Source organism: Labilibaculum manganireducens, assembly GCF_002843385.1.
GTDB lineage: Bacteria > Bacteroidota > Bacteroidia > Bacteroidales > Marinifilaceae > Labilibaculum > Labilibaculum manganireducens.
Genome location: NZ_MVDE01000016.1, coordinates 16,686 through 37,884, shown reverse-complemented (window position 1 = coordinate 37,884; position 21,199 = coordinate 16,686). Strand labels below are relative to the sequence as shown.

20 protein-coding genes and 2 tRNA genes are annotated in these 21,199 nt (G+C 36.2%); 17 read left to right on the top strand and 5 right to left on the bottom strand.

Features of this window, described 5'->3' with window-relative positions; translation table 11 throughout:
• Positions 1-17 precede the first annotated feature (17 nt).
• Entirely contained in the window at positions 18-221 is a 204-nt protein-coding gene (locus tag BZG01_RS11640) for a hypothetical protein (RefSeq protein ID WP_101310011.1), read from the bottom strand.
• Positions 222-448: 227 nt separating this feature from the next.
• Entirely contained in the window at positions 449-1,639 is a 1,191-nt protein-coding gene (locus BZG01_RS11635) for a C10 family peptidase (RefSeq protein ID WP_180327296.1), read from the bottom strand.
• A gap of 79 nt (positions 1,640-1,718) precedes the next feature.
• Here BZG01_RS11635 and BZG01_RS11630 point away from each other — a divergent pair, with 79 nt between their 5' ends.
• Entirely contained in the window at positions 1,719-2,405 is a 687-nt protein-coding gene (locus tag BZG01_RS11630) for a toxin-antitoxin system YwqK family antitoxin (protein ID WP_101310009.1), read from the top strand.
• Positions 2,406-2,591: 186 nt separating this feature from the next.
• Here BZG01_RS11630 and BZG01_RS11625 read toward each other — a convergent pair whose 3' ends face one another.
• Entirely contained in the window at positions 2,592-2,798 is a 207-nt protein-coding gene (locus BZG01_RS11625) for a hypothetical protein (protein WP_101310008.1), read from the bottom strand.
• Between the two features lie 107 nt (positions 2,799-2,905).
• Between BZG01_RS11625 and arsC the strand changes: the two genes are divergently transcribed.
• The 9 genes from arsC (at position 2,906) to BZG01_RS11580 (ending at position 11,964) form a co-directional block, all read left to right on the top strand.
• Positions 2,906-3,247 (top strand): arsenate reductase (glutaredoxin), encoded by a 342-nt coding sequence (gene arsC, locus BZG01_RS11620; RefSeq protein WP_101310007.1) that lies wholly within the window; start codon positions 2,906-2,908, stop codon positions 3,245-3,247.
• Between the two features lie 37 nt (positions 3,248-3,284).
• Positions 3,285-4,685 carry a class II fumarate hydratase gene (fumC, locus tag BZG01_RS11615; RefSeq protein WP_101310006.1) on the top strand — a complete coding sequence of 467 codons (1,401 nt, stop codon included), beginning with the start codon at positions 3,285-3,287 and terminating at the stop codon, positions 4,683-4,685.
• Between the two features lie 80 nt (positions 4,686-4,765).
• Positions 4,766-5,785 carry an endonuclease/exonuclease/phosphatase family protein gene (locus BZG01_RS11610; protein ID WP_180327295.1) on the top strand — a complete coding sequence of 340 codons (1,020 nt, stop codon included), beginning with the start codon at positions 4,766-4,768 and terminating at the stop codon, positions 5,783-5,785.
• Positions 5,786-6,007: 222 nt separating this feature from the next.
• The gene (locus BZG01_RS11605; RefSeq protein ID WP_101310004.1) at positions 6,008-7,870 is read left to right on the top strand and encodes a methylmalonyl-CoA mutase family protein; all 1,863 of its coding nucleotides are present in this window, start codon (positions 6,008-6,010) and stop codon (positions 7,868-7,870) included.
• A gap of 45 nt (positions 7,871-7,915) precedes the next feature.
• The gene (gene scpA, locus BZG01_RS11600; RefSeq protein WP_101310003.1) at positions 7,916-10,072 is read left to right on the top strand and encodes a methylmalonyl-CoA mutase; all 2,157 of its coding nucleotides are present in this window, start codon (positions 7,916-7,918) and stop codon (positions 10,070-10,072) included.
• A gap of 91 nt (positions 10,073-10,163) precedes the next feature.
• Entirely contained in the window at positions 10,164-10,673 is a 510-nt protein-coding gene (locus tag BZG01_RS11595) for a thioredoxin family protein (protein WP_101310002.1), read from the top strand.
• A gap of 32 nt (positions 10,674-10,705) precedes the next feature.
• Positions 10,706-11,164 carry a hypothetical protein gene (locus BZG01_RS11590; RefSeq protein ID WP_101310001.1) on the top strand — a complete coding sequence of 153 codons (459 nt, stop codon included), beginning with the start codon at positions 10,706-10,708 and terminating at the stop codon, positions 11,162-11,164.
• Positions 11,157-11,603, top strand: a complete 447-nt coding sequence (locus tag BZG01_RS11585; RefSeq protein WP_101310000.1) for a DUF2752 domain-containing protein — start codon at positions 11,157-11,159, stop codon at positions 11,601-11,603. The genes BZG01_RS11590 and BZG01_RS11585 overlap by 8 nt, the downstream gene beginning before the upstream one ends.
• A 25-nt stretch (positions 11,604-11,628) precedes the next feature.
• Complete coding sequence (locus BZG01_RS11580) at positions 11,629-11,964, top strand: hypothetical protein (protein ID WP_143470890.1); 336 nt, start codon at positions 11,629-11,631, stop codon at positions 11,962-11,964.
• On the opposite strand, the gene BZG01_RS11575 is transcribed toward BZG01_RS11580, so the two are convergent.
• Positions 11,957-12,799 (bottom strand): MBL fold metallo-hydrolase, encoded by an 843-nt coding sequence (locus BZG01_RS11575; protein WP_101309998.1) that lies wholly within the window; start codon positions 12,797-12,799, stop codon positions 11,957-11,959. The genes BZG01_RS11580 and BZG01_RS11575 overlap by 8 nt on opposite strands.
• A 111-nt stretch (positions 12,800-12,910) precedes the next feature.
• Here BZG01_RS11575 and BZG01_RS11570 point away from each other — a divergent pair, with 111 nt between their 5' ends.
• Together BZG01_RS11570 and BZG01_RS11565 are read left to right on the top strand one after the other, a co-directional pair.
• Complete coding sequence (locus tag BZG01_RS11570) at positions 12,911-14,278, top strand: UDP-N-acetylmuramate--L-alanine ligase (protein ID WP_101309997.1); 1,368 nt, start codon at positions 12,911-12,913, stop codon at positions 14,276-14,278.
• A 65-nt stretch (positions 14,279-14,343) separates the two neighbouring features.
• A complete protein-coding gene (locus tag BZG01_RS11565; RefSeq protein ID WP_101309996.1) occupies positions 14,344-16,680 on the top strand; it encodes a tetratricopeptide repeat-containing sensor histidine kinase in 2,337 nt (778 codons plus the stop codon).
• 116 nt (positions 16,681-16,796) lie between these two features.
• Here BZG01_RS11565 and BZG01_RS11560 read toward each other — a convergent pair whose 3' ends face one another.
• Complete coding sequence (locus BZG01_RS11560) at positions 16,797-18,110, bottom strand: acetyl-CoA hydrolase/transferase family protein (RefSeq protein ID WP_101309995.1); 1,314 nt, start codon at positions 18,108-18,110, stop codon at positions 16,797-16,799.
• Positions 18,111-18,643: 533 nt separating this feature from the next.
• On the opposite strand from BZG01_RS11560, the gene BZG01_RS11555 reads away from it, so the two are divergent.
• From BZG01_RS11555 to radC, 5 genes are all read left to right on the top strand, one after another.
• On the top strand, positions 18,644-19,585 hold the full coding sequence (locus tag BZG01_RS11555; RefSeq protein WP_101309994.1) for a hydrogen peroxide-inducible genes activator: 942 nt from the start codon (positions 18,644-18,646) through the stop codon (positions 19,583-19,585).
• 234 nt (positions 19,586-19,819) lie between these two features.
• Positions 19,820-19,891: transfer RNA gene (locus BZG01_RS11550), tRNA-Glu, on the top strand.
• Between the two features lie 60 nt (positions 19,892-19,951).
• Positions 19,952-20,026: transfer RNA gene (locus tag BZG01_RS11545), tRNA-Glu, on the top strand.
• 29 nt (positions 20,027-20,055) lie between these two features.
• A complete protein-coding gene (gene rpsT, locus BZG01_RS11540) occupies positions 20,056-20,307 on the top strand; it encodes a 30S ribosomal protein S20 (RefSeq protein ID WP_101309993.1) in 252 nt (83 codons plus the stop codon).
• Positions 20,308-20,430: 123 nt separating this feature from the next.
• The gene (gene radC, locus BZG01_RS11535) at positions 20,431-21,126 is read left to right on the top strand and encodes a RadC family protein (protein ID WP_101309992.1); all 696 of its coding nucleotides are present in this window, start codon (positions 20,431-20,433) and stop codon (positions 21,124-21,126) included.
• Positions 21,127-21,199: the final 73 nt, after the last annotated feature.

The following is a 21,199-nucleotide window of genomic DNA, read 5'->3' as shown; positions in this document are numbered from 1 at the left end:
TCTTGCATGCAAGATCCCTACTCTTTTGTTTGCTTTGGTTTAAACATCCCTCCTATCAGCACACCAAAAAGCAATCCGTAAGGAACCATGGTATACCAGTTGGCCTGAATGGGGCAAGTTCCTGAAACACAACCAACATATTTCCAATAAAGAAAGCCACCCAGCAGACCAAATAACCCTCCTATAATTTCAAATTTTCTTTTTTTTATCAAATTCTTCATGCTATTTTATTTGAATCTGTGCCAATGAATTTGAAATAGCCCAATGGTTTTACAGCCACCAAATAGATCAACACCTTAAAACTAATAAAGAAAATTAACTAATCATGTCTGCTGGATAACAAATAGATCACAAAAAAACCACCTCATTACAAGGTGGTTCTTTAATTAAAATATGTATGACCGCAAACACTTATTCACTAAATCTAAATTTTATCTCACCAATATCTTTAAAATTTCAATAAAAGCATCGTATTTTGATCATTATAGAAATGAATCCCATTCGTAGTTGTAACATTTAAACCTTCGGCAAAACTCCAACCGTCATAATCTTCATGAAACGTGCTTTCTTTCCATCCCCAATTTAGATGAATATAATTTGTTTTAAAAGCTGGATCAACAGGTTTCACGCCATCACTTATCATATAAGTTCCTACCGTTTTATATCCATCACAAACAAAAGCATGTCCCTTAATACCATCTCCCAACTTATCAACTCCCTGAACATAAATTGGTCTATTATCTTTTAATTCTACTTTTGCTTTTGCATAATCGAACAGATTTACAACTTCCGTATTGTATCCAACTTGCCCCATAAATGTTACTGCTTTTGAGAAGACTCCAGCAGAAGCGGCATCACTTGTTGATGTCATTATTTCAGGAAAAATTTTTGCTAACAATAAGTTTATTTCGATATAATTATCAGCAATAGCAGCACTTGCTGATTCCATTTTTGTCCAGTCAAAGCTCTCTTGCGATATCGGATCTACATAATACTTCTCGTAAGCTATTATCTGACCTAAGGCAATAGTCATACATCCCGCAGGATGCCCCTTATACAAACCATTTTTATACCAATCTAAAAAATTATTATAAGGAAAATACTGATGCCAAGTGAAATTGACAAGCAAAGAATTTACTTGTTCTTCAATAACATCCTCAAAAGAAATAGGGTCAGTTCCCCTCGATCCAGATTTTAGATTACTTTTTAAGTTTGACACTTCGTGAAATTCATCGTATTTTACAACAAACTGGTCTATAATATTAGTTAAAATCGGATTAAAATTGCTTTTATTTAGTTTATTGTCAGAATAAAACAAAACAGCAGGTGTAGAAACATCCTCCAGTGTATGCAATAAAACATAGCCCTTAGGTTTAAAACAGATTAATTTTAAAACCGTTTCGTCATCAGCATTTTTAATTTGATAAATCGTATCTGTATTTTGCAATGACAATATACTTCTTGTACTTTTTGTTTTAGAACTGTTTTCTACAAAAGTTTCATTAACAAAACCAATAGCATTTTCTATTCTCTGGTCGTTACCAGAATCTAATTTTTCATTTACAACTGTAGTATCAATTTCTTTTTCGCAGGAAAAAAGAAAAAATAATAACGAAATAAACAATGTAATTTTTCTCATAATCATTTAATTTGTAGTTTTATTTATCATCAACAATATAATTTATACGGTCATTTAAAATTAACTATAATAACGCAGGATGAAAACAGCAACCACTTTTTTATTAGTATTTTTTTTATGCTCACAATCAAATCTCTTTGCACAGGAAAACAGACTAAACAAAGAGGGAGAAAAGGAAGGCAGATGGAAAGAATATTTTAAGGATGGAAAACTAGCTGGAACTGGAGTATATGAAAACGGAAAAAAAGAAGGAAAGTGGACGGAATATTCCGATTGGCATCATATCACTATTAAAGTAAGGTATAAAAACGGAAAAAAAGAGGGAAAAGAAATTTGGTGCAGAAACCAAAAATTCTTTAAAACCCGTTTAAAACTTAAAAAAGTTAGTAAAATAGCAGGCAAAATAAGATTTAAAAATGGAAAAAGAAATGGGCGATCCATAAGTTATCATAAGAACGGAAAGCTGTCTTCCACAGGCGTATATAAAAATGGAACGCTAGAGGGAGAACACAAAATCTACTGGGAAAATGGAAACATAAATAGAAAGGAAATTTATAAAAATGGTAAACAAGAAGGAGAATGGCACTGGTACTCCAAAAACGGAAAGCTAGAGGAAAAAGGGACTTACAAAAATGGTGTGAGAGAAGGAGAATGGACTACCTATAATGAAGATGGAAGTGTGAATCAAAAAGCCATGTTTAAAAATGGCCGTACAAAAGATGAATATCCTATAGAGGTCATTAATACAGATAACACAAACCCCTAAATGTAAAATGGGAGAGTGTTCACGAAATAGTTTGATTTTTTTTAGTAGAATGACCTTGCCCTTGCAACAAAAAAGTGCATCCGGCTGGTCAAACGGACATTTCCAGTACAAGAAAAGCCCGTCCTGTTGATCGAAGGGGGTTTTCTGCAACTGGAAAATGGCATTTGAATGATCATACGCTGCTTTTTACCAAATGAAAAGCTCACCGGATGAGTCAAACGGCATTTTACTGCACCCGAAAAGCCTTCTTTTTAGTCGAACGGCATTTCCCGGATTCAGGAAGTGCGAACCGATTAGAAGAATGTAAATTTCCAGACTAATGGAAAGGGATTTGCGTGCTCTTACAAATAATCCGGCAACAGGAAGCAAGCCGGTTTTCAAATTTTCACTCACCTAAAGCCAGGTATTGCAATAAATAGGTGAATATCTTCAAATCTGTCTTTCCATTATCTGTAAAGCCGTATATTTGTATCACATTAAACAGTAAATCAGAAATAAAAATGTTGAAAATCTATCACAATCCGCGTTGCTCCAAAAGTAGAGCAGGTTTAAAATATTTACAAGACAAAGGCCTTGAACCTGAAATTCGTTTGTATCTAAAAGATGAGTTTACTGAAGCCGAACTTGCTGATGTATTGATGAGAATGGCGAAACAACCCTGGGAAATTATCCGCACTCACGAGAAATTATACAAAACCGATTTTAAAGGGAAAAATTTCAATGCCGATGAGTGGATCAAAATCTTAATTGAATATCCAAACCTGATTCAACGCCCTATTGTTGTAAAAGACCACAAAGCAATTTTTGCTGTGCCTGCTGAAAATGTAGAAGAGATTTTGTAGTTGATTTATTTCTGATTAATCAGTCAAAATTTAGATCATGAAATACCGGATAGAGTCTGACACAATGGGGGAAGTTAAAGTTCCTGCCGACAAATACTGGGGAGCACAAACACAGCGCTCTCTTGAGAATTTTCAGATAGGCCCTGTAGCTTCTATGCCTATTGAGCTGATCAGAGCCTATGCTTATCTGAAAAAGGCGGCGGCCTTTACAAATCACCAGTTGGGAGTGTTAAATGCTGATAAAAAGGAAATTATTTCAAGAGTATGTGATGAAATTTGCAGAGGCGAACTCGATGAACATTTTCCTTTGGTTATTTGGCAAACCGGATCAGGCACACAAACCAACATGAATGTGAACGAAGTAATTTCCAATAGGGCTCAGGTACTTATGGGCTTACAAACAGGAACAGGAAGTGCATTCGTTCACCCCAATGATGATGTCAACAAATCACAATCGTCTAATGACACATTTCCAACGGCAATGAATATTGCCGGTCTTATAAAATTACAGGATCACACCATTCCTTCCATAGAAAATCTTAGAAATGCTTTGGCCCGCCATTCCCATGCAATGAAAGATGTTGTGAAAATAGGAAGAACTCACTTAATGGATGCAACGCCGTTAAGTCTTGGACAAGAGTTTTCGGGATATGTTTCGCAATTAGATCATGCAGCGAAGGCAATCCGAAACAGTCTGGAGCATTTAAGTGAAATTGCTCTTGGAGGTTCTGCGGTGGGCACAGGCATCAACACGCCGCACATGTATGCTGAAGTAGTGGCTGATTATATTGCAGAATTTACTAATTTACCTTTTACATCAGCAAAAAATAAATTTGAGGCCATAGCCTCTCACGATGCAATTGTTGAATCGCACGGTGCATTAAAACAAGCTGCTGTTTCGCTGCTGAAAATTGCCAACGATATTCGCTTAATGGCATCAGGACCACGTTCGGGGATTGGTGAACTCATTCTCCCTGCCAACGAACCCGGATCTTCAATCATGCCGGGAAAAGTAAATCCCACACAGGTGGAAGCACTAAGCATGGTTTGTGCGCAGGTAATGGGTAACGATACAACAATTACCATTGCTGGATCAAGCGGTCATTTCGAGTTAAATGTTTTTAAGCCGGTAATCATTTACAACTTTTTGCAATCGGCTCAATTACTGGGCGATGCCTGTAATTCCTTTGCCAAAAACTGCGTGGAAGGAATTCTCCCCAACAAGGAACGAATCAAACAACATTTAGACAATTCGCTAATGTTGGTAACCGCTCTAAACACTCATATAGGATATAAAAAATCAGCCGAAATTGCTAAAAAAGCCTATTCGGAAAACAAAAGTCTGCGCCAGACTGCCCTTGAACTTGGCTACGTAAGCAATGAGGAATTTGACAAGTGGGTGAATCCAAACAAAATGATTCACCCTGATAGAGAATAATTAACAAAAGAAATTTTTCACCCATGCTAATTTCAACAATCACTAATAAGATGAAGCTTTTAGGCAAAATTTATTTGATCGTGGTATCGCTGCTATCCAGTGCCTGCGATCCTTTTCACACCAAAATAGGAACCGAAGTATCCTTATACGAAAGTTTGGAAAAACAAGAATCCGCCTTCCCGGATACCTTAAAAGTAATGACCTGGAACATTAAATTTGGTGGGGGAAGAATCGATTTCTTTTTCGATTGTCATGGCAATCGGGTCATCATGGAAAAATCAGAAGTGCTGGATAACATGAGCATGCTTTCTGAAAAAATCCGTGAAGTAAACCCCGATATCCTGTTTATTCAGGAAGCCGATGTGAATGCAAAACGAAGTGCTTTTGTTGATCAGGTTCAGTATTTGCTTGACAATACCGATTTTAATTATGCGGCTTACGCCTCACAATGGAAAGCCAAGTACATTCCCAGCGACGGCATCGGAAAAATGGATTCGGGTAATGCCATTTTATCCAAATGGAAATTTACCGATGCGAAACGAACTCCTCTGCCCCTTATTCAATCGCAAAATTTCATTGTTCGTTATTTTTATCTCAAACGAAATATTCTGGAAATAAATCTGGAACACAAGGGTGAAGCAATTAAACTTTTAACAACTCATCTGTCGGCCTATGCCAAAGATGATACCAAGAAAATACAGTTGGAAATTTTGAAGAATTACGTCGATTCTTTAAATCAAAAAGGACAAAAATTTATTTTAGGCGGCGATTTTAACTCTCTTCCTCCATTTAGTAAGCAAACCAGTAATTTCGAAGATTCAGCATGCACCGACGGCGATTTTGAAGCGGATAATTACAGCTCCGAAACAGAATGGATGATGCCTTTTTACGAAAGTTATACAGCAGCAATACCTTTGGAAGAATTTAAACAAAACAATTCGAAACATTTCACACACACAACAGATAAAAACGGGTACTGGAACCGAAAAGTGGATTACCTGTTTACCAATGGTCACTTTGTTCAAAATAGCGGAAATACACTTCAACAATGGATGCAGGCATCTGATCATGCCCCTATTGTTGTGAATTATAAATTCTGAGTCAGCAATTATTAATGGGTAAGTCATAAGACCTTAACTCATCATATAATTCCAGACAATTCCATTTTTAATTGACCGGAAATCCTGTTTTATTCATAAATCTTAATTAATAATTCCTAATTCGAACGTGTTTTAAAAGTATGATTAAGAACATTTTTTAAACCTTCCTTAAATGATAAAAAGGCCTTATTTTTAGGCTCTAATTTTTAAACAGTTACAGTTATGGCAGATAATAAACTTTTTAGTGACTTTGCTCCTCAATCTACACAAGAGTGGATTGACAAAATCACTAAAGATCTTAAAGGTGCTGACTTTGATAGAAAGTTGGTTTGGAGAACTAATGAAGGATTCAATGTGCAGCCTTTCTACAGACTGGAGAACATGGAAGACAAAGCCTTCATGAATACCTATCCTGGAGATTTTCCTTATGTTCGTGGTAATAAAAAAGACAATAACGACTGGTTAGTTCGTCAGGATATTATTGTTGAAGATGTAAAAGCAGCTAACGAAAAAGCTCTTGATGTTCTGAACAAAGGTATCGACTCAATTGGATTCGTATTGAATTGGAAAGACCTAAGCAAAGATGAATTAGCAACTTTGTTGGATGGTATTTTTCTGGATTGTGTAGAAATCAACTTCGAAAAATCTCACGGTTCTGTTGAATTAATTAAAAACCTACAGGCAATTGCAACTGAAAAAGGTATCGCTCTTGATAAATTAAATGGCGGGGTTTCTATCGATATTCTTTCAGGATTCAGTACTGTTGGCAACTTCTGTCAGTCAGAGGAAAGTTCTTTTAATTATTTAAAAGAAGCTATCGAAGCAGCAAAAGCTCTTCCTAACTATAAAGTTGTTGCAGTAGGCGGAAGCCTTTTTAACAACTCAGGATCTTCAATTGTTGAAGAATTAGGTTTCTCTTTAGCCGCTGGTGCTGAATATCTAAGCAAAATGATTGATGCAGGTCTTTCAGTTGATGAGGTAGCTCCAAAAATCCGTTTCAACTTTGCAACAAGCTCTAAATATTTTATGGAAATTGCCAAGTTAAGAGCCGGACGTATGGTATGGGCAAACATCGTGAAAGCATTTGGTGCTTCAAACGAAGAAGTTTGCAAAATGAATGTTCATGGCGAAACATCAGAGTGGAACAAAACTGTTTACGATCCTTATGTGAACATGCTGCGTACTCAAACAGAATCAATGTCGGCTGTTTTAGGTGGTCTTGATTCATTTACAGTAAAACCTTTCGATTCTGCATTTGCTGAATCTTCTGTTTTCTCTGAGAGAATTGCCCGTAACCAACAATTATTACTAAAAGAAGAATCGCACCTGGCTAAAATTGCTGATCCAGCTGCAGGTTCATACTATATTGAGTCATTAACTGAATCAATTGCTGACGAAGCCTGGAAACTATTCCTGACTGTTGAAGATAAAGGTGGATACCTGGAAGCTTTCAAAGCAGGATTCGTACAGTCTACAATCAAAGCAACAGCTCAGAAACGTGATTTCCAAATCGCTACACGTCAAGAGAATTTCTTAGGAACTAACCAATTCCCAAATTTTGGTGAAGTATTGGAAGCTCTTCCTGAATCAGTTCTTACTCCTGCAGATAAAACTGCTGCCGATGCTGTTTGCGAAACGCTTAAACCATATCGTGGTGCTCAGGCTTTCGAAGCACTTCGTAACAAAACCGATATTTACAGCAAAACAAATGGTCGTCCTAAAGTGATGATGTTCCCAATCGGAAACTTAAACATGCGTAAAGCCCGTGCTCAGTTTGCTTGTAACTTCTTCGCCTGTGCCGGATTTGATGTTGAAGATCACAACGGTTTTAAATCAGTAGAAGAAGGTGTAAAATTCGTAACAGAAAAAGGTGCGAAGATTGTTGTTGTTTGCAGCTCTGATGATGAATATGCAACTATCGTTCCTGAAGTTTACGAAGCTCTTAAAGGAAAAGCTGTTACCGTTGTTGCAGGTGCTCCGGCATGTGCTGATGAACTAAAAGCTAAGGGTGTTGAGAACTTTATTAACGTGAAGTCGAACGTTCTTGAAACTTTAAAACAATACCAAGCCGAGTTAGGAATTTAGTAAAGACGTAGCATGCTACGTCAGTACAGGTTAAAAAGAAAGAAAATGAAGCCAAATTTTAAAGATATAAATATCAAATCATCTTCAAGATCAACTGCTGCTGCTCAGGAATGGGAAAAAGAAAACGGCATTGAAAAATCGTGGATGACACCAGAACAAATTCCTGTTAAAACAGCTTTTAACAAGGAAGATTTAGAAGGTATGGAGCACCTTAACTATGTTTCAGGTTTACCTCCATTCCTACGTGGACCTTATTCAGCGATGTATCCTTTGCGTCCCTGGACTGTTCGTCAGTATGCAGGTTTCTCTACTGCTGAAGAATCAAATGCATTCTACCGTCGTAACCTTGCTGCTGGTCAGAAAGGTCTTTCTGTAGCATTCGATTTAGCTACTCACCGTGGATATGATTCAGATCATCCCCGTGTAATAGGTGATGTTGGAAAAGCGGGAGTTGCTATTGACTCAATTCTGGATATGGAGATCCTTTTCGATCAAATTCCATTGGATCAGATGTCAGTATCCATGACAATGAACGGAGCAGTACTTCCAGTATTGGCTTTTTACATTGTTGCAGGTTTAGAGCAAGGTGCTAAACTGGAAGAACTTTCAGGTACTATCCAAAACGATATCCTAAAAGAATTTATGGTGCGTAACACATACATTTACCCACCAAATTTCTCAATGAAAATTATTGCTGATATTTTCGAATTTACTTCGAATTTCATGCCTAAGTTCAACTCCATTTCTATCTCGGGTTACCACATGCAGGAAGCAGGTGCTACTGCAGATATCGAGTTGGCTTATACTCTTGCTGATGGTTTGGAGTACTTGAAAAAAGGTGTAGCTGCAGGTATGGATGTTGATACATTCGCTCCTCGTTTGTCTTTCTTCTGGGCAATCGGAATGAATCACTTCATGGAGATTGCTAAAATGAGAGCTGGTCGTTTACTATGGTCTAAGATTGTAAAACAATTCAATCCTAAAAATCCTAAGTCGATGGCATTGCGTACTCACTCGCAAACTTCAGGTTGGTCGTTAACCGAACAAGATCCATTCAACAATGTTGGACGTACTTGTATCGAAGCAATGGCTGCTGCATTAGGTCACACTCAATCTCTTCATACCAATGCATTGGATGAGGCAATTGCATTGCCAACAGACTTCTCTGCACGTATTGCCCGTAATACTCAGATTTTCATTCAGGATGAAACTACCATCTGTAAAGCTGTTGATCCTTGGGCTGGTTCTTACTACGTTGAGTCGTTAACTCAGGAATTAGTAAATAAGGCTTGGGCTCATATTGAAGAAGTTGAGAAATTAGGTGGAATGGCAAAAGCGATCGAATCCGGTATTCCAAAACTTCGTATCGAAGAAGCTGCTGCCCGTACTCAAGCTAAGATTGATGCGAACACTCAAACTATTGTAGGTACCAACAAATATCGTTTGGAGAAAGAAGATCCATTGGATATATTGGAAGTAGATAACACTGCTGTACGTATTGCTCAGATTGAACGTTTGGCTAAGCTTCGTGCTAACCGTGACGATAAAGCTGTTCAAGCTGCTCTTGAAGCCATCACCGCTTGTGCAAACGGAGGTGAAGGTAACTTATTGGATCTTGCTGTTAAAGCTGCACAATTACGTGCTTCCCTTGGTGAGATTTCAGATGCATGTGAAAAAGTTTGTGGTAGATATAAAGCTGTAATTAGAACCGTGTCAGGAGTATATTCATCAGAATCAGGACAAGATGCTGATTTCGCTGTAGCGAAAGAAAAAGCAAATCAATTTGCAGAAATGACAGGACGCCGTCCTCGTATCATGATAGCAAAAATGGGACAAGATGGTCATGACCGTGGTGGTAAAGTTGTTGCTACCGGTTTTGCTGATATAGGATTTGACGTGGATATGGGACCTTTGTTCCAGACTCCGGAAGAATCTGCTAAGCAAGCTGTAGAAAATGATGTACACATCGTTGGTGTTTCTTCATTAGCTGCTGGTCACAAAACTTTAGTTCCTGCCGTTATCGCAGAATTGAAAAAATTGGGCCGCGAAGATATCATGGTTACTGCAGGTGGTGTTATTCCAGCTCAGGATTACGATTTCCTATACGAAGCTGGTGTTGTTGGTGTATTTGGTCCTGGTACCAAAGTATCAAGATGTGCTATCCAAATGTTGGATATCCTAATTGAGCAATACAAAGACTAGTTCTTTTATTATCATTATATTTAAAGACAGGAACAATGTTCCTGTCTTTTTTTTGTGCTAAATTTCAGCTTAAACTAAAACTTCAAATCTTATGAAAAGACCAGCCATTCTTCTTCTTCTCTCATTAATCATAGGGAATATTTCGGCTCAAAACCAAACCAAAGAAGATTCCAGAATCAAAATGAATATTCTTTACGGACAAATTACTTTAGATGCATTTGACATGGATATTTGTTCCCCTTGGTACACGCCTGAGCACGATTCTTATCTTCCGGACACAACGATTCTAAAAGAGCTTCGGGAACAAAATCTAACGGATATTTCAATTCTCCTGATTATCGGTTCATGGTGTCACGACAGTCATAGAGAAGTGCCTCGTTTCATTAAAATACTGGAAGAAATAAATTTTCCGTTTGATCAATTAAATATGAATGCTTTAGACTCCGGAAAATCTTCACCGGATTTTGATGCAAAAGCCAATAAAGTTACCAATGTTCCAACAGCTGTCATCTACCGAAATAGTAAGGAAATAGGTCGGATTATCGAAAGTCCGAAAAAAACTTTGGAAAAAGATCTTTTACTAATAATCTCAAAAAATTAGTACCTTTATCCTTTAGACTAATCAACTCAATCATGGAACAAGAGCGCACAAATGCCGGACAAACGTTAGGAATAATTGGATTAATACTTGGTATCATAACTTTCATGATAGGATTTATTCCCTGTGTAGGAATTATTGCAATTGTTCCGGGAATTATTGCGATCATCTTAAGTGCAGTAGGACTAAGTCAGGCAAACAAAGATAATGGTGCCCGTGGAATTAATATTGCAGCTTTAATCGTTTCTATTATCGGGGTTTTAGTTGCATCGCTTTGGCTGATATTTGTTGTTGGGATTGCTAACCTAAGCGAAGATCAAATAGAGGGTTTTGTAGAAGATGCAATTGAAGAAGTGATTGATGAGTCTACTCAAAATGCTGACTTACAAGATGCTCTGCAGGAATTGGAAGAACAACTTGATGAAGTTTGTGTGGATTCAATTCATATTAAAACAGACAGCATCAACATCGAAATAAAAATTGATAATGAGTAATTCTCAATATTCGGCTAAACAGAATTACAAAATAATTAACCTCTCTTTAGCCGGAATTATTCTTTGCATTTTTATTTATTCTGCTCTGTTTTCTCCTAAAGAATGTAATCATCCCATACCCTCTTTTTACACCCAAATTACAAACGAAATAAGTCCGTCTACCGGTCTGTCCCGAAGCTTCTCAGCTATTGTCCGTGGCAATCTGCAACAGGCTCTGGCATTTAACCCTTTCGGCTTGCAAATATTTCTCTTTTTCGCTTTTCAATTCATTTTTAGGATTTTATCATTTTCTTTGATTAACGATAAATTTCAGTTGATAAAACCTACTATTTTAATGGATATCATACTGTCGCTAATAGGCTTTTATCTGGCCTTCAGACCATTAATCCTTTTCACATTAAAACTTTTTCAAAAATCCATCGTAAACTACGGGAGTTAATCTTTATTAAACAAATCCTTACACTATGTCAGCACTACTCGTGATTGTATTCCTTGCACTTCTGACCAGTATTATGGTTTTACATATCCACAATGAACTCAATCTTTCCAAAAGGATTATTCGAGCAGGATATTTTGTGCAGGAATTAATGGATCAACATGGAATTAAGCATCTTGATCTGGAAAAGAAATTTGAAACTTCGACTCTTACCACTCAACTTCGTGTACTGGAGTATTATTTGCACTCACTCAATTCATCCTACAAGGATTTTGGCACAAAAAAAACCATCTTTCAAAGGATAATAACTATCGAGCAGACTTTGGCAAATTACGGATACCAGAGCGAATTAAGTATTATTTAATATCAGTAAGCGAAAAACATTTGTCAACTTTTACACCTTTTGTAGTTTGCACCAAGCTGCAACACTCGTTTATTATATCGTGCTGAAAAAATAAGATATAATTATTCTCCACTGCTTCCTTCAGAAAAACCTCCTTCTCATGCAAAGATGCCTTTGGATTTAAATCGTAGCTGGCCAACCATTTTACAGGAACATTAGCTGTTGTAGGAATAAAATCTCCGGCAAATACAATGGTATAGTTTTCATTTTTAATAATAGAAACCATCAGACCTGGAGTATGACCATTAACCAACCGCACTTCAAAATCAGGAAACAACTCTCCATCTTTCTCAACAAACTTCAATTTTCCAGCCTCCTTTATTGGAACAATATTTTCCTGAAAATAGGCATCTGCTTCACGAATATTTGGATTTCTGAAATTGTCCCATTGCAATTTACTCACCCAATGTGTGGCATTCGGAAAAACCAATTCGAAACCATCTCCCTTTTCATTATGCTTTACGGCACCACCACAATGGTCAAAATGCAAATGAGTAAAAACTACATCTGTAATATCAGTAGGCTGAAAACCAATATTCGCAAGAGAAGACAATAAATCAGCCTCTCCATTTAAATGCTGGTGTTTAAAAAATTCAGCACTTTGCTTGTCTCCGGTACCATTATCGATCAGTATTTTTCGCTCCCCGTCAACAACAAGCATGCTTCTCATTGCACAATTGCATAAATTATCTTCATCGCTTGGGTATTTTCGACTCCAAAGAAGTTTTGGAACCACACTGAACATAGCACCTCCATCGCACTTAAAATTGCCTGTTTCTATATTATATATTTCCATTATTTTTAAGTAAATATGTTATCTTTAATCTTGAATCGCGCTGTAAATACAGCTTTACAGACCAATTCATTTAATACAGATCAAAAATACAATTTTTAAAAGCGAATACCAATGAGAGTACATTTTATAGCAATTGGCGGCAGCGCCATGCACAATCTTGCAATAGCACTGCATTTAAAAGGTTTTACTGTTTCGGGTTCCGATGATGAAATTTTTAATCCCTCAAAATCCCGTTTGGAAAAACACAATATACTGCCAAAAGAATGGGGCTGGTTTCCTGAAAAAATAAATACAGATCTCGACGCTATTATTCTTGGAATGCACGCCCGTATTGATAATCCTGAGCTTTTAAAAGCTCAGGAATTAGGCTTAAAAATCTTCTCTTATCCTGAATACATTTACGAGCAAACAAAAGACAAAACCAGAATTGTAATTGGTGGCAGCCATGGAAAAACAACTACAACATCAATGGTTATGCATGTTCTTAAAGAAAATGATATTGATTTTGATTATATGGTTGGTGCCCAAATTGAAGGTTTCGAAACCATGGTTAAGTTGACCAAAGAAGCTAAAATTGCAATCTTCGAAGGTGATGAGTATTTGTCTTCTCCAATTGACAGAAGACCCAAATTCCATCTTTATCATCCACACATTGCCTTACTTACCGGTGTAGCCTGGGATCACATCAATGTTTTTCCAACTTTTGAAAACTATGTTGAGCAGTTCGGGATATTCACAAATCTTATTCAGCCCAATGGGAGTTTAATCTATTTTGAAGAGGATGAACACATTCAAAAAATTCTCACTAAAAGAAGAAATGATGTGAACTACATTCCATACAATACGCATCCATTCAGACTGGAAAACAACCAAACCATTTTAACAACAGATGATAATGAATTTGCTCTTGAAATATTTGGGGAGCATAATTTACAAAACCTTATGGGGGCTTATCACATCTGCAAAAGTATTGGAATAAAAGACCTTGATTTTTACCAATCGATTCAAAATTTTTCCGGAGCTGCCCGTCGCCTGCAAAAGTTGGCTGAAAGCGATAACTGTAGTGTATTTCAGGATTTTGCTCATTCTCCTTCTAAATTAAAAGCAACGACCGAAGCTGTAAAAAAGCAATATCAGAATAGAAAATTGATTGCCTGTATGGAACTTCACACTTTCAGCAGCCTAAAGAAAGAATTTCTGCCTCATTATAAAAATACAATGAGTATGGCTGATCAGGCTTTTGTTTATTTTGATCCGAAAACAATTGAACACAAAAAACTGGAACCAATAACCAGCAAACAGGTGGAAGAAGCGTTTGGAGGAACTAATCTTAAAGTATATATTAATTCAGATCAACTAATTTCAGATTTACTTTCAATAGATTTTAAGAATACAAATGTTTTATTGATGAGTTCGGGAAACTTTACTGGTGTAAACCTCCCTCAGCTTGCAGAAAACATTATCGTAAATACAAAGTAAGCTAAAGTGCACTATTTCAAATCTCTTTATGTTGCCGAGAGATAAATTAATACTATTTTTACGGTATGATGAACCCCAAAGTCAGGACTGTTATGCTTTGTAAGCTTAAATATATTTTTTTAATTCTTCTTTTTTTCCCTATAACTTTGGTGTTGGGCGAATCTCAGGATCGAATTCTGAAGGTCGAAGAATTATTAAAAAGTACTGAAGGTGGTGAAAAAATTGCTTTACTTAAAGAACTATCGAGCTTATATATTGATATAGATCCTGACAAAAGTATCGACTACGCAAAGGAAGTTGTCATTCTCAACTCTGCAGATCCTGCTGAAAAATCAGCTTCATTATACAATCTGGGAAATTTATATCGTCGGGTTAACAATTTTAGACTGGCGCTCGATTGCCACAAACAGGCTCTGGAAATCCGAAAAACGATTAATGACCTGAAAGGGACTGCCAGTTCGTTGAATAACATTGGAGAAATATATAAAATACTAAATAAATACGACGAAGCCCTGATTCACCTTAACCGGTCGCTTGAAATAAGGGAGAAAAATGGAACTCAAAAAGAAGTTGCTTACACCTTAAATAATATCGGAAGTGTTTTTTGGCTAAAAAAAGATTACGCCAGCTCCTTAGAATTTTATCTTAAATCGCTGGAAATAAGATCTGATTTAGGCGACAAATCAGACATATCATCCTCTCTAAACAATCTTGGGAATGTATATAAGAACCTTAATAAACCGAACAAAGCACTCGATTATTACACCAAGGCTCTTGAAATTAGAGAAGAAATAGGTGACAAAACCCTTATTGCGTTTTCGCTAAATGATATTGGAGGAATATATTGGAGATTGAACAATTTCAATGAATCTTTGGCCTACTACAACAGATCTCTTGAAATAAGAAAAGAAATAGGAAATAAAATATTTATTGCCGCTACTCTCAAAAATATAGGAACGGTATACAAGGATCTAAATGAATTGGATTTTTCTTTAAAGAACTACAATGAAGCTTTAAAAATTTACGATGAAATTAATGATCAAAAGGAACAGGCAAATGTCTTTTCGTTAATTGGGAATCTATACGAGAGCTACAATAATTTCGACAAGAGTCTGGAATATCATAAAATATCACTTAGTCTTCACCGCAGAATTGGAAATAACAAAGGAATAGCATATTCCTCGAACAGCATTGGAGAAATATTAATGAAATATTACCAAAGCGAGGAAGCCAAAGACTATTTGCTTTCAGCATTCGATCATGCTAATCTGTGCAAAGACAGAAGCCTGCAAAAAATTGCATCGGAGAATTTGTTCGAGTATTTCTCTAACCAAGGAGATTATAAGAAAGCATTGGAATACTTCCGTGAATACTCGAGCACCCAATACGACAGTATTATAGATCAGATTGATAAAGATAAAATATCTGAATTTGAGGCTAATTATCAAATTTCAAAAAATAAAGATGAAATCAAGAGCTTAAAAGCGTACAATCGCCAGCAAACCATTGTAATCTATCTTTTTGTAGCCTTAATAATACTTGCAGGAATAATAGGTTATGTCGCAAACAGGAACATCAAAATAAGAAAGGAAGCTACGCAAGCCTTAACGGATAAGAATGATGAACTGGAAGAAATGAACTCCAGATTAAAAGAAACCGAAGTAACACTCAAGGATTTGAACCTTACAAAAGATAAAATATTCAATATTATTTCGAACGATTTACGAACCCCTTTTATTGATATGAAGCTTATGAGTTCAAAACTTCTTGATAGTTTTAACCAGGCTAAAATTGAAGAACAAAAGCATTTATCGAAAAACATCAGAGACTTGTCTTTCCAAACTTATGATCTTGTTGAAAATATTTTACTGTGGTCTGCCTCTCAGTCCGGCAAAACAAAATTTTCACCTCGTCTTTTTAATGTGAAAGAACTTTTAGATTATAGTTTAACAAAGCTTTCAGAACAACTTATTGAGAAAAATGTTAAGGTTATTTTTAATTTAGACAGTACCTCCAAAGCATATGCAGACACAGCGGCTATCTGCGAAGTATTTAAAAATCTGCTCTCCAATGCAATAAAATTCTCCTATCGGGAAGGAAAAATTACGGTTTCGACCCGTGAAAAGAAATATTGGATAGAATTGGATATTTCTGATGAAGGAGTGGGAATGAGTAAAACCAATCTTCACAAGATATTCCGTTTGGATAATAATTACCTTGCATTAGGAACTGCCCAGGAAAAAGGTGCTGGAATTGGTTTATTGCTTTGTAAAGAATATATTGAAAAAAATGGCGGAAAGATATGGGCAGATAGTGAAGAAGGAAAAGGAAGTAGTTTTTACATTACCATTCCTAAGTCAGATAAATTGATGGGCTCCGTTCCTAAGATAGAAGATCAATAACAAAGTACAACTCCACCAATACAAACCAATATTTCTTTTTTTTTAAGGACGGACAAAATGCAAAACGAGGCCTCAAGTGAAGCCTCGTTTATTTTGATCAGAATATCTGAACTATTTTAGTATTTTTTAGCAACAAAATGGTAGTGACTACCGAATCTTTCGAAAGCTGCCTGATCCAATTCTTCTCTAAAATTAGGATGTGCAACAGAAATAATAGCTTTAGCTCTTTGTTGTAATGTTTTTCCAAACAAATTAACTGCTCCATGCTCAGTTACAAACCATCTCATGTTGTTACGGGTAGTCACAACACCAGATCCCTGCAGTAGTGTTGGAGTGATTTTTGAAACTCCTTTTCCAGTAACAGAAGGCATCGCAATAATCGGCACACCACCTTCTGAAGCAGAAGCACCACGTGTAAAGTCAATTTGTCCGCCAACACCAGAGTAGTGTCTTGTTCCGATTGAATCGGCACAAACCTGACCTGTAATATCAATAGATAATGCAGAATTAATTGCACACACTTTAGGATTTTGCTTGATGATACCAACTCCATTAGTATAAGCAACATCCATCATTAAAACTCCGGGATTATCATCAACAAAATCGTAAAGCTCCTTTGTTCCCATTAAGAAACCAGCAACAATTTTACCTTTATCCAATTTCTTGTTCATTCCGTTAACAACACCGCTGTAAACCAAAGGAAGAAGACCATCAGCAAACATTTCAGTGTGCACGCCAAGATTCTTGTGATTGCCTAATTGAGCCAAAACTGCATTTGGAATACCTCCAATACCCATCTGAAGACAAGCTCCATCAGGAATTAAACCTGCAACATTTTTACCAATCTGAATATCAATCTCGGTTAATGGTGCATTATGGTGCTCGATCAGTGGAGTATTATCCTCACAAAATACATCAAAATAACTCAAAGGCATCAAGGCATCACCAAATGCACGAGGTACATTAGGATTGATTACCGCAACAACAGTATCTGCTGTTTCAACAGCTGCTTTTGTAGCATCAACAGAGGTACCCAATGATACATATCCATGCTTATCCGGCACACTTACCTGAACCACAGCTACGTTCACTTTCAAAATTCCTTCACGAATCAACTGCTGCGTTTCGCTCAAAAACACAGGAATATAATCTGCATAACCTGCCTGTGTTTGCTTCCTTACGTTGGCACCAACAAACAACGACTCCAAATTAAAGATACCTTCAAATTCAGCGTCTGCATAAGGAGCCGGACCTTCTGTATGGAGGTGCTGTATTGCCACATCGTAAATTTCGCCATTACGACCTCTTTCACACATTGCATTTATAAACTTCTGCGGAGCCAAAGCCACGGAATGTAAATGTACTCTATCCCCAGATTTAATCACCTTCGCTGCTTCCTCAAAAGAAACTATTTTGATCTCTTTGTGCATCTTTTAATCGATTTTATGATGTTTTTTAATAATTCCTAAATCGCCGACTAAAGTAGTATATTTTTTGAGTCCAATTTCTGCTATTCAGCATTAATGCTACAAAACATATCTGCATTATCAGTTCATAACTAAGCTTTTGCGATTCGATTTCCAGAAATAATTGAGAATAAAATCAGTACCACTTAAATGGAATTTAAAAATGTATCCTGGAATAGGTGACAAATTCTTACAGGAGTAATTAAAACGTAGAATCACATAAAAAAAGAAGCCGGAAATAAATTTCCGGCTACAAAACCCAAACATCTAATAAAACTTAAATAACAAAAACTATCAAACTATTATTTTTGTAACCCTATTATTTCGCAAAGTATGCTGCTTTAGCTCTTTATAACTTTCTGCCGAAATAAAAAATAATCGTTGTTTTGTATTAGTATTACCAAATGTACCATACTTTTCATTATCTATCAAATCAATAATGCTTATAATCCGATAGATAATCTTTATATTTGAGCTTAAATCCAAATTCAATAAACATGATTACAATTACCCAGTTGGAATATATCGTTGCAGTTGATACATACCGTCATTTTGCCACTGCTGCTGATAAGTGCTTTATTACACAGCCTACGCTTAGTATGCAAATTAAAAAATTAGAAGAATTTCTGGACATTACCATATTTGACCGCAGCAAACAACCAATCATCCCAACTGATGTTGGTAAATCTATTATAGAACAAGCCCGAATCATTTTAGGAGATACAAAAAAAATCAACGACATTATACATGATCATAAAAATACAATTGTAGGAAGTCTTAAAATAGGTATCATTCCAACCCTTGCTCCATTCCTCCTACCCATGTTTATTGGAGACTATATCCGAAATTACCCTGCTCTTAAAGTAGAAGTGGAAGAAATGGTATCTGAAGATATAATAATGAGTTTAAAAAAAGACAAAATAGATGTCGGCATATTTGTGACACCAGCCAAGGAAGATAAAATAAAGGAAAAACCGCTGTTTTACGAAGAGATGATGATTTATGCACACAAAGATCATGAGCTTCTTAAAAAAGCAGTTATTGAGGTGAAAGATATTGCCACTCCGGAAATATGGATGCTTGGTGATGGTCACTGTTTTCGAAATCAGGTCATCAACCTTTGTGAAATGCACGATTTGCAGCATCAGGAATTGCCTTTCGAGTTTGAGAGTAATTCTTTAGAAACTTTAATGAAAATTGTGGATAAAGAAGGTGGTTTTACGTTGATTCCCGAATTAGCCACTCAGTATTTACCCAAAGACAAGTTAAATCAAGTTAAGAGATTCACAAATCTACACCCTTTACGAGAAGTTAGTTTGGTGTATTCCCGTCATTACTCAAAGAATAAATTACTCGATCTTTTGGCTGTAAGTATTCAAAACATCATCCCTAAAGACCTTTTAAATAGTACAAGAGGAACAATAGTTGAATGGCGCTGATTACTCTTTATTCTAAGAAAGAAGCAGTTAGGAATTTCTGATAAAAAAAGTCTTGTTTTTTTTCAAATAAAGTATTGTCAATTCAAAGAATTATCTCTTTCTTTGCATCGCTAAAGAAAAAAATAGTGATCACGATTGCTTCTTTTAGTTCTTCAGCTTTTAAAAAGAAAAAATACAAAAATGTATTTGCAAAATTAAATTTTTGATTTACCTTTGCATCTCTTTAAAATAAATGGTCCGTTCGTCTAGGGGTTAGGACGCCAGGTTTTCATCCTGGTAACAGGGGTTCGATTCCCCTACGGACTACGAAAAGTTTGTAGCAAGTTGTTTTTTAACTTATCTTTGCTACGCAAAAATAAAGATAATGGTCCGTTCGTCTAGGGGTTAGGACGCCAGGTTTTCATCCTGGTAACAGGGGTTCGATTCCCCTACGGACTACCAAGATAAATAAATTTAGATAACTTTAAGAGATGGCAAATCATCAATCTGCAATTAAAAGAATAAGACAGTCTGAAGCAAAACGAGTACACAACAAGTTTTACGCTAAGACTACTAGAAATGCTGTAAGAAAGTTACGTGCTACTACTGATAAAGAAGCTGCTAACGAATTATTACCAACGGTTACTGCAATGTTAGATAAACTTGCAAAAATCAATGTAATTCATAAAAACAAAGCGGCTAACTTAAAATCTAAATTAGCTTTACACGTTAACAAACTGTAGGTAAGAAATTACTACTCTATAATAGAGGGTTCTCAATGAGAACCCTTTTTGTCATGCAATAAATTCTCATTTGATTATTTCGTATATTTTCATAACTTTAATTAAGTTATAACACATCGCGAAATGGACGAATACAAGAAATTAAGCATTAAAGACTGGGCTATTGAAGATCGCCCCAGAGAAAAATTAATGTATAAAGGCGTTAAAAGTTTATCTTCTGCCGAGCTTCTGGCAATTATTATTGGAAGTGGTAACCGAAAGCAATCTGCGGTCGAATTATCAAAATCAATTCTATCTGATTGCGACAATGATCTTAATCTGCTCGCAAAAAAAAACATTCATGATTTAGTGAAAATCCCAGGTATTGGGGAAGCAAAAGCTATTAGTATCATTTCAGCTTTGGAATTAGGCCGGAGACAAAAAGCTTTTCCCTCCAAACAAAAACAAAAAATAAACTGCAGTCAGGATGCTTTTGAACTCATATCTCCCTATGTTGAAGATTTAGGCCATGAGGAGTTTTGGGTCGTTTTTCTTAATCAAGCAAATAAAATAGTCGAAATTAAAAACGTTTCATCAGGAGGTATCACCGGAACCGTTTTTGATGTAAGATTAGTATTTAAAGATGCCCTGCTTTTAGGTGCAACCAACTTAATTCTTTGCCACAATCATCCGTCAGGCAACCTTCAACCTTCCAATGCAGACAAGGATGTAACCTCAAAAGCCAGTGAGGCAGGTAAACTAATGAATATTTCGGTGTTGGATCATTTAATAATTGCAGACAATCAATTCTTTAGCTTTGCAGACGAAGGACTAATTTAGAATGAATTAGTCTTATCAATTTTTTAAGGAATTCCTTGTTTAATATTTTTGAAATATGGCTATATTTGCGCTC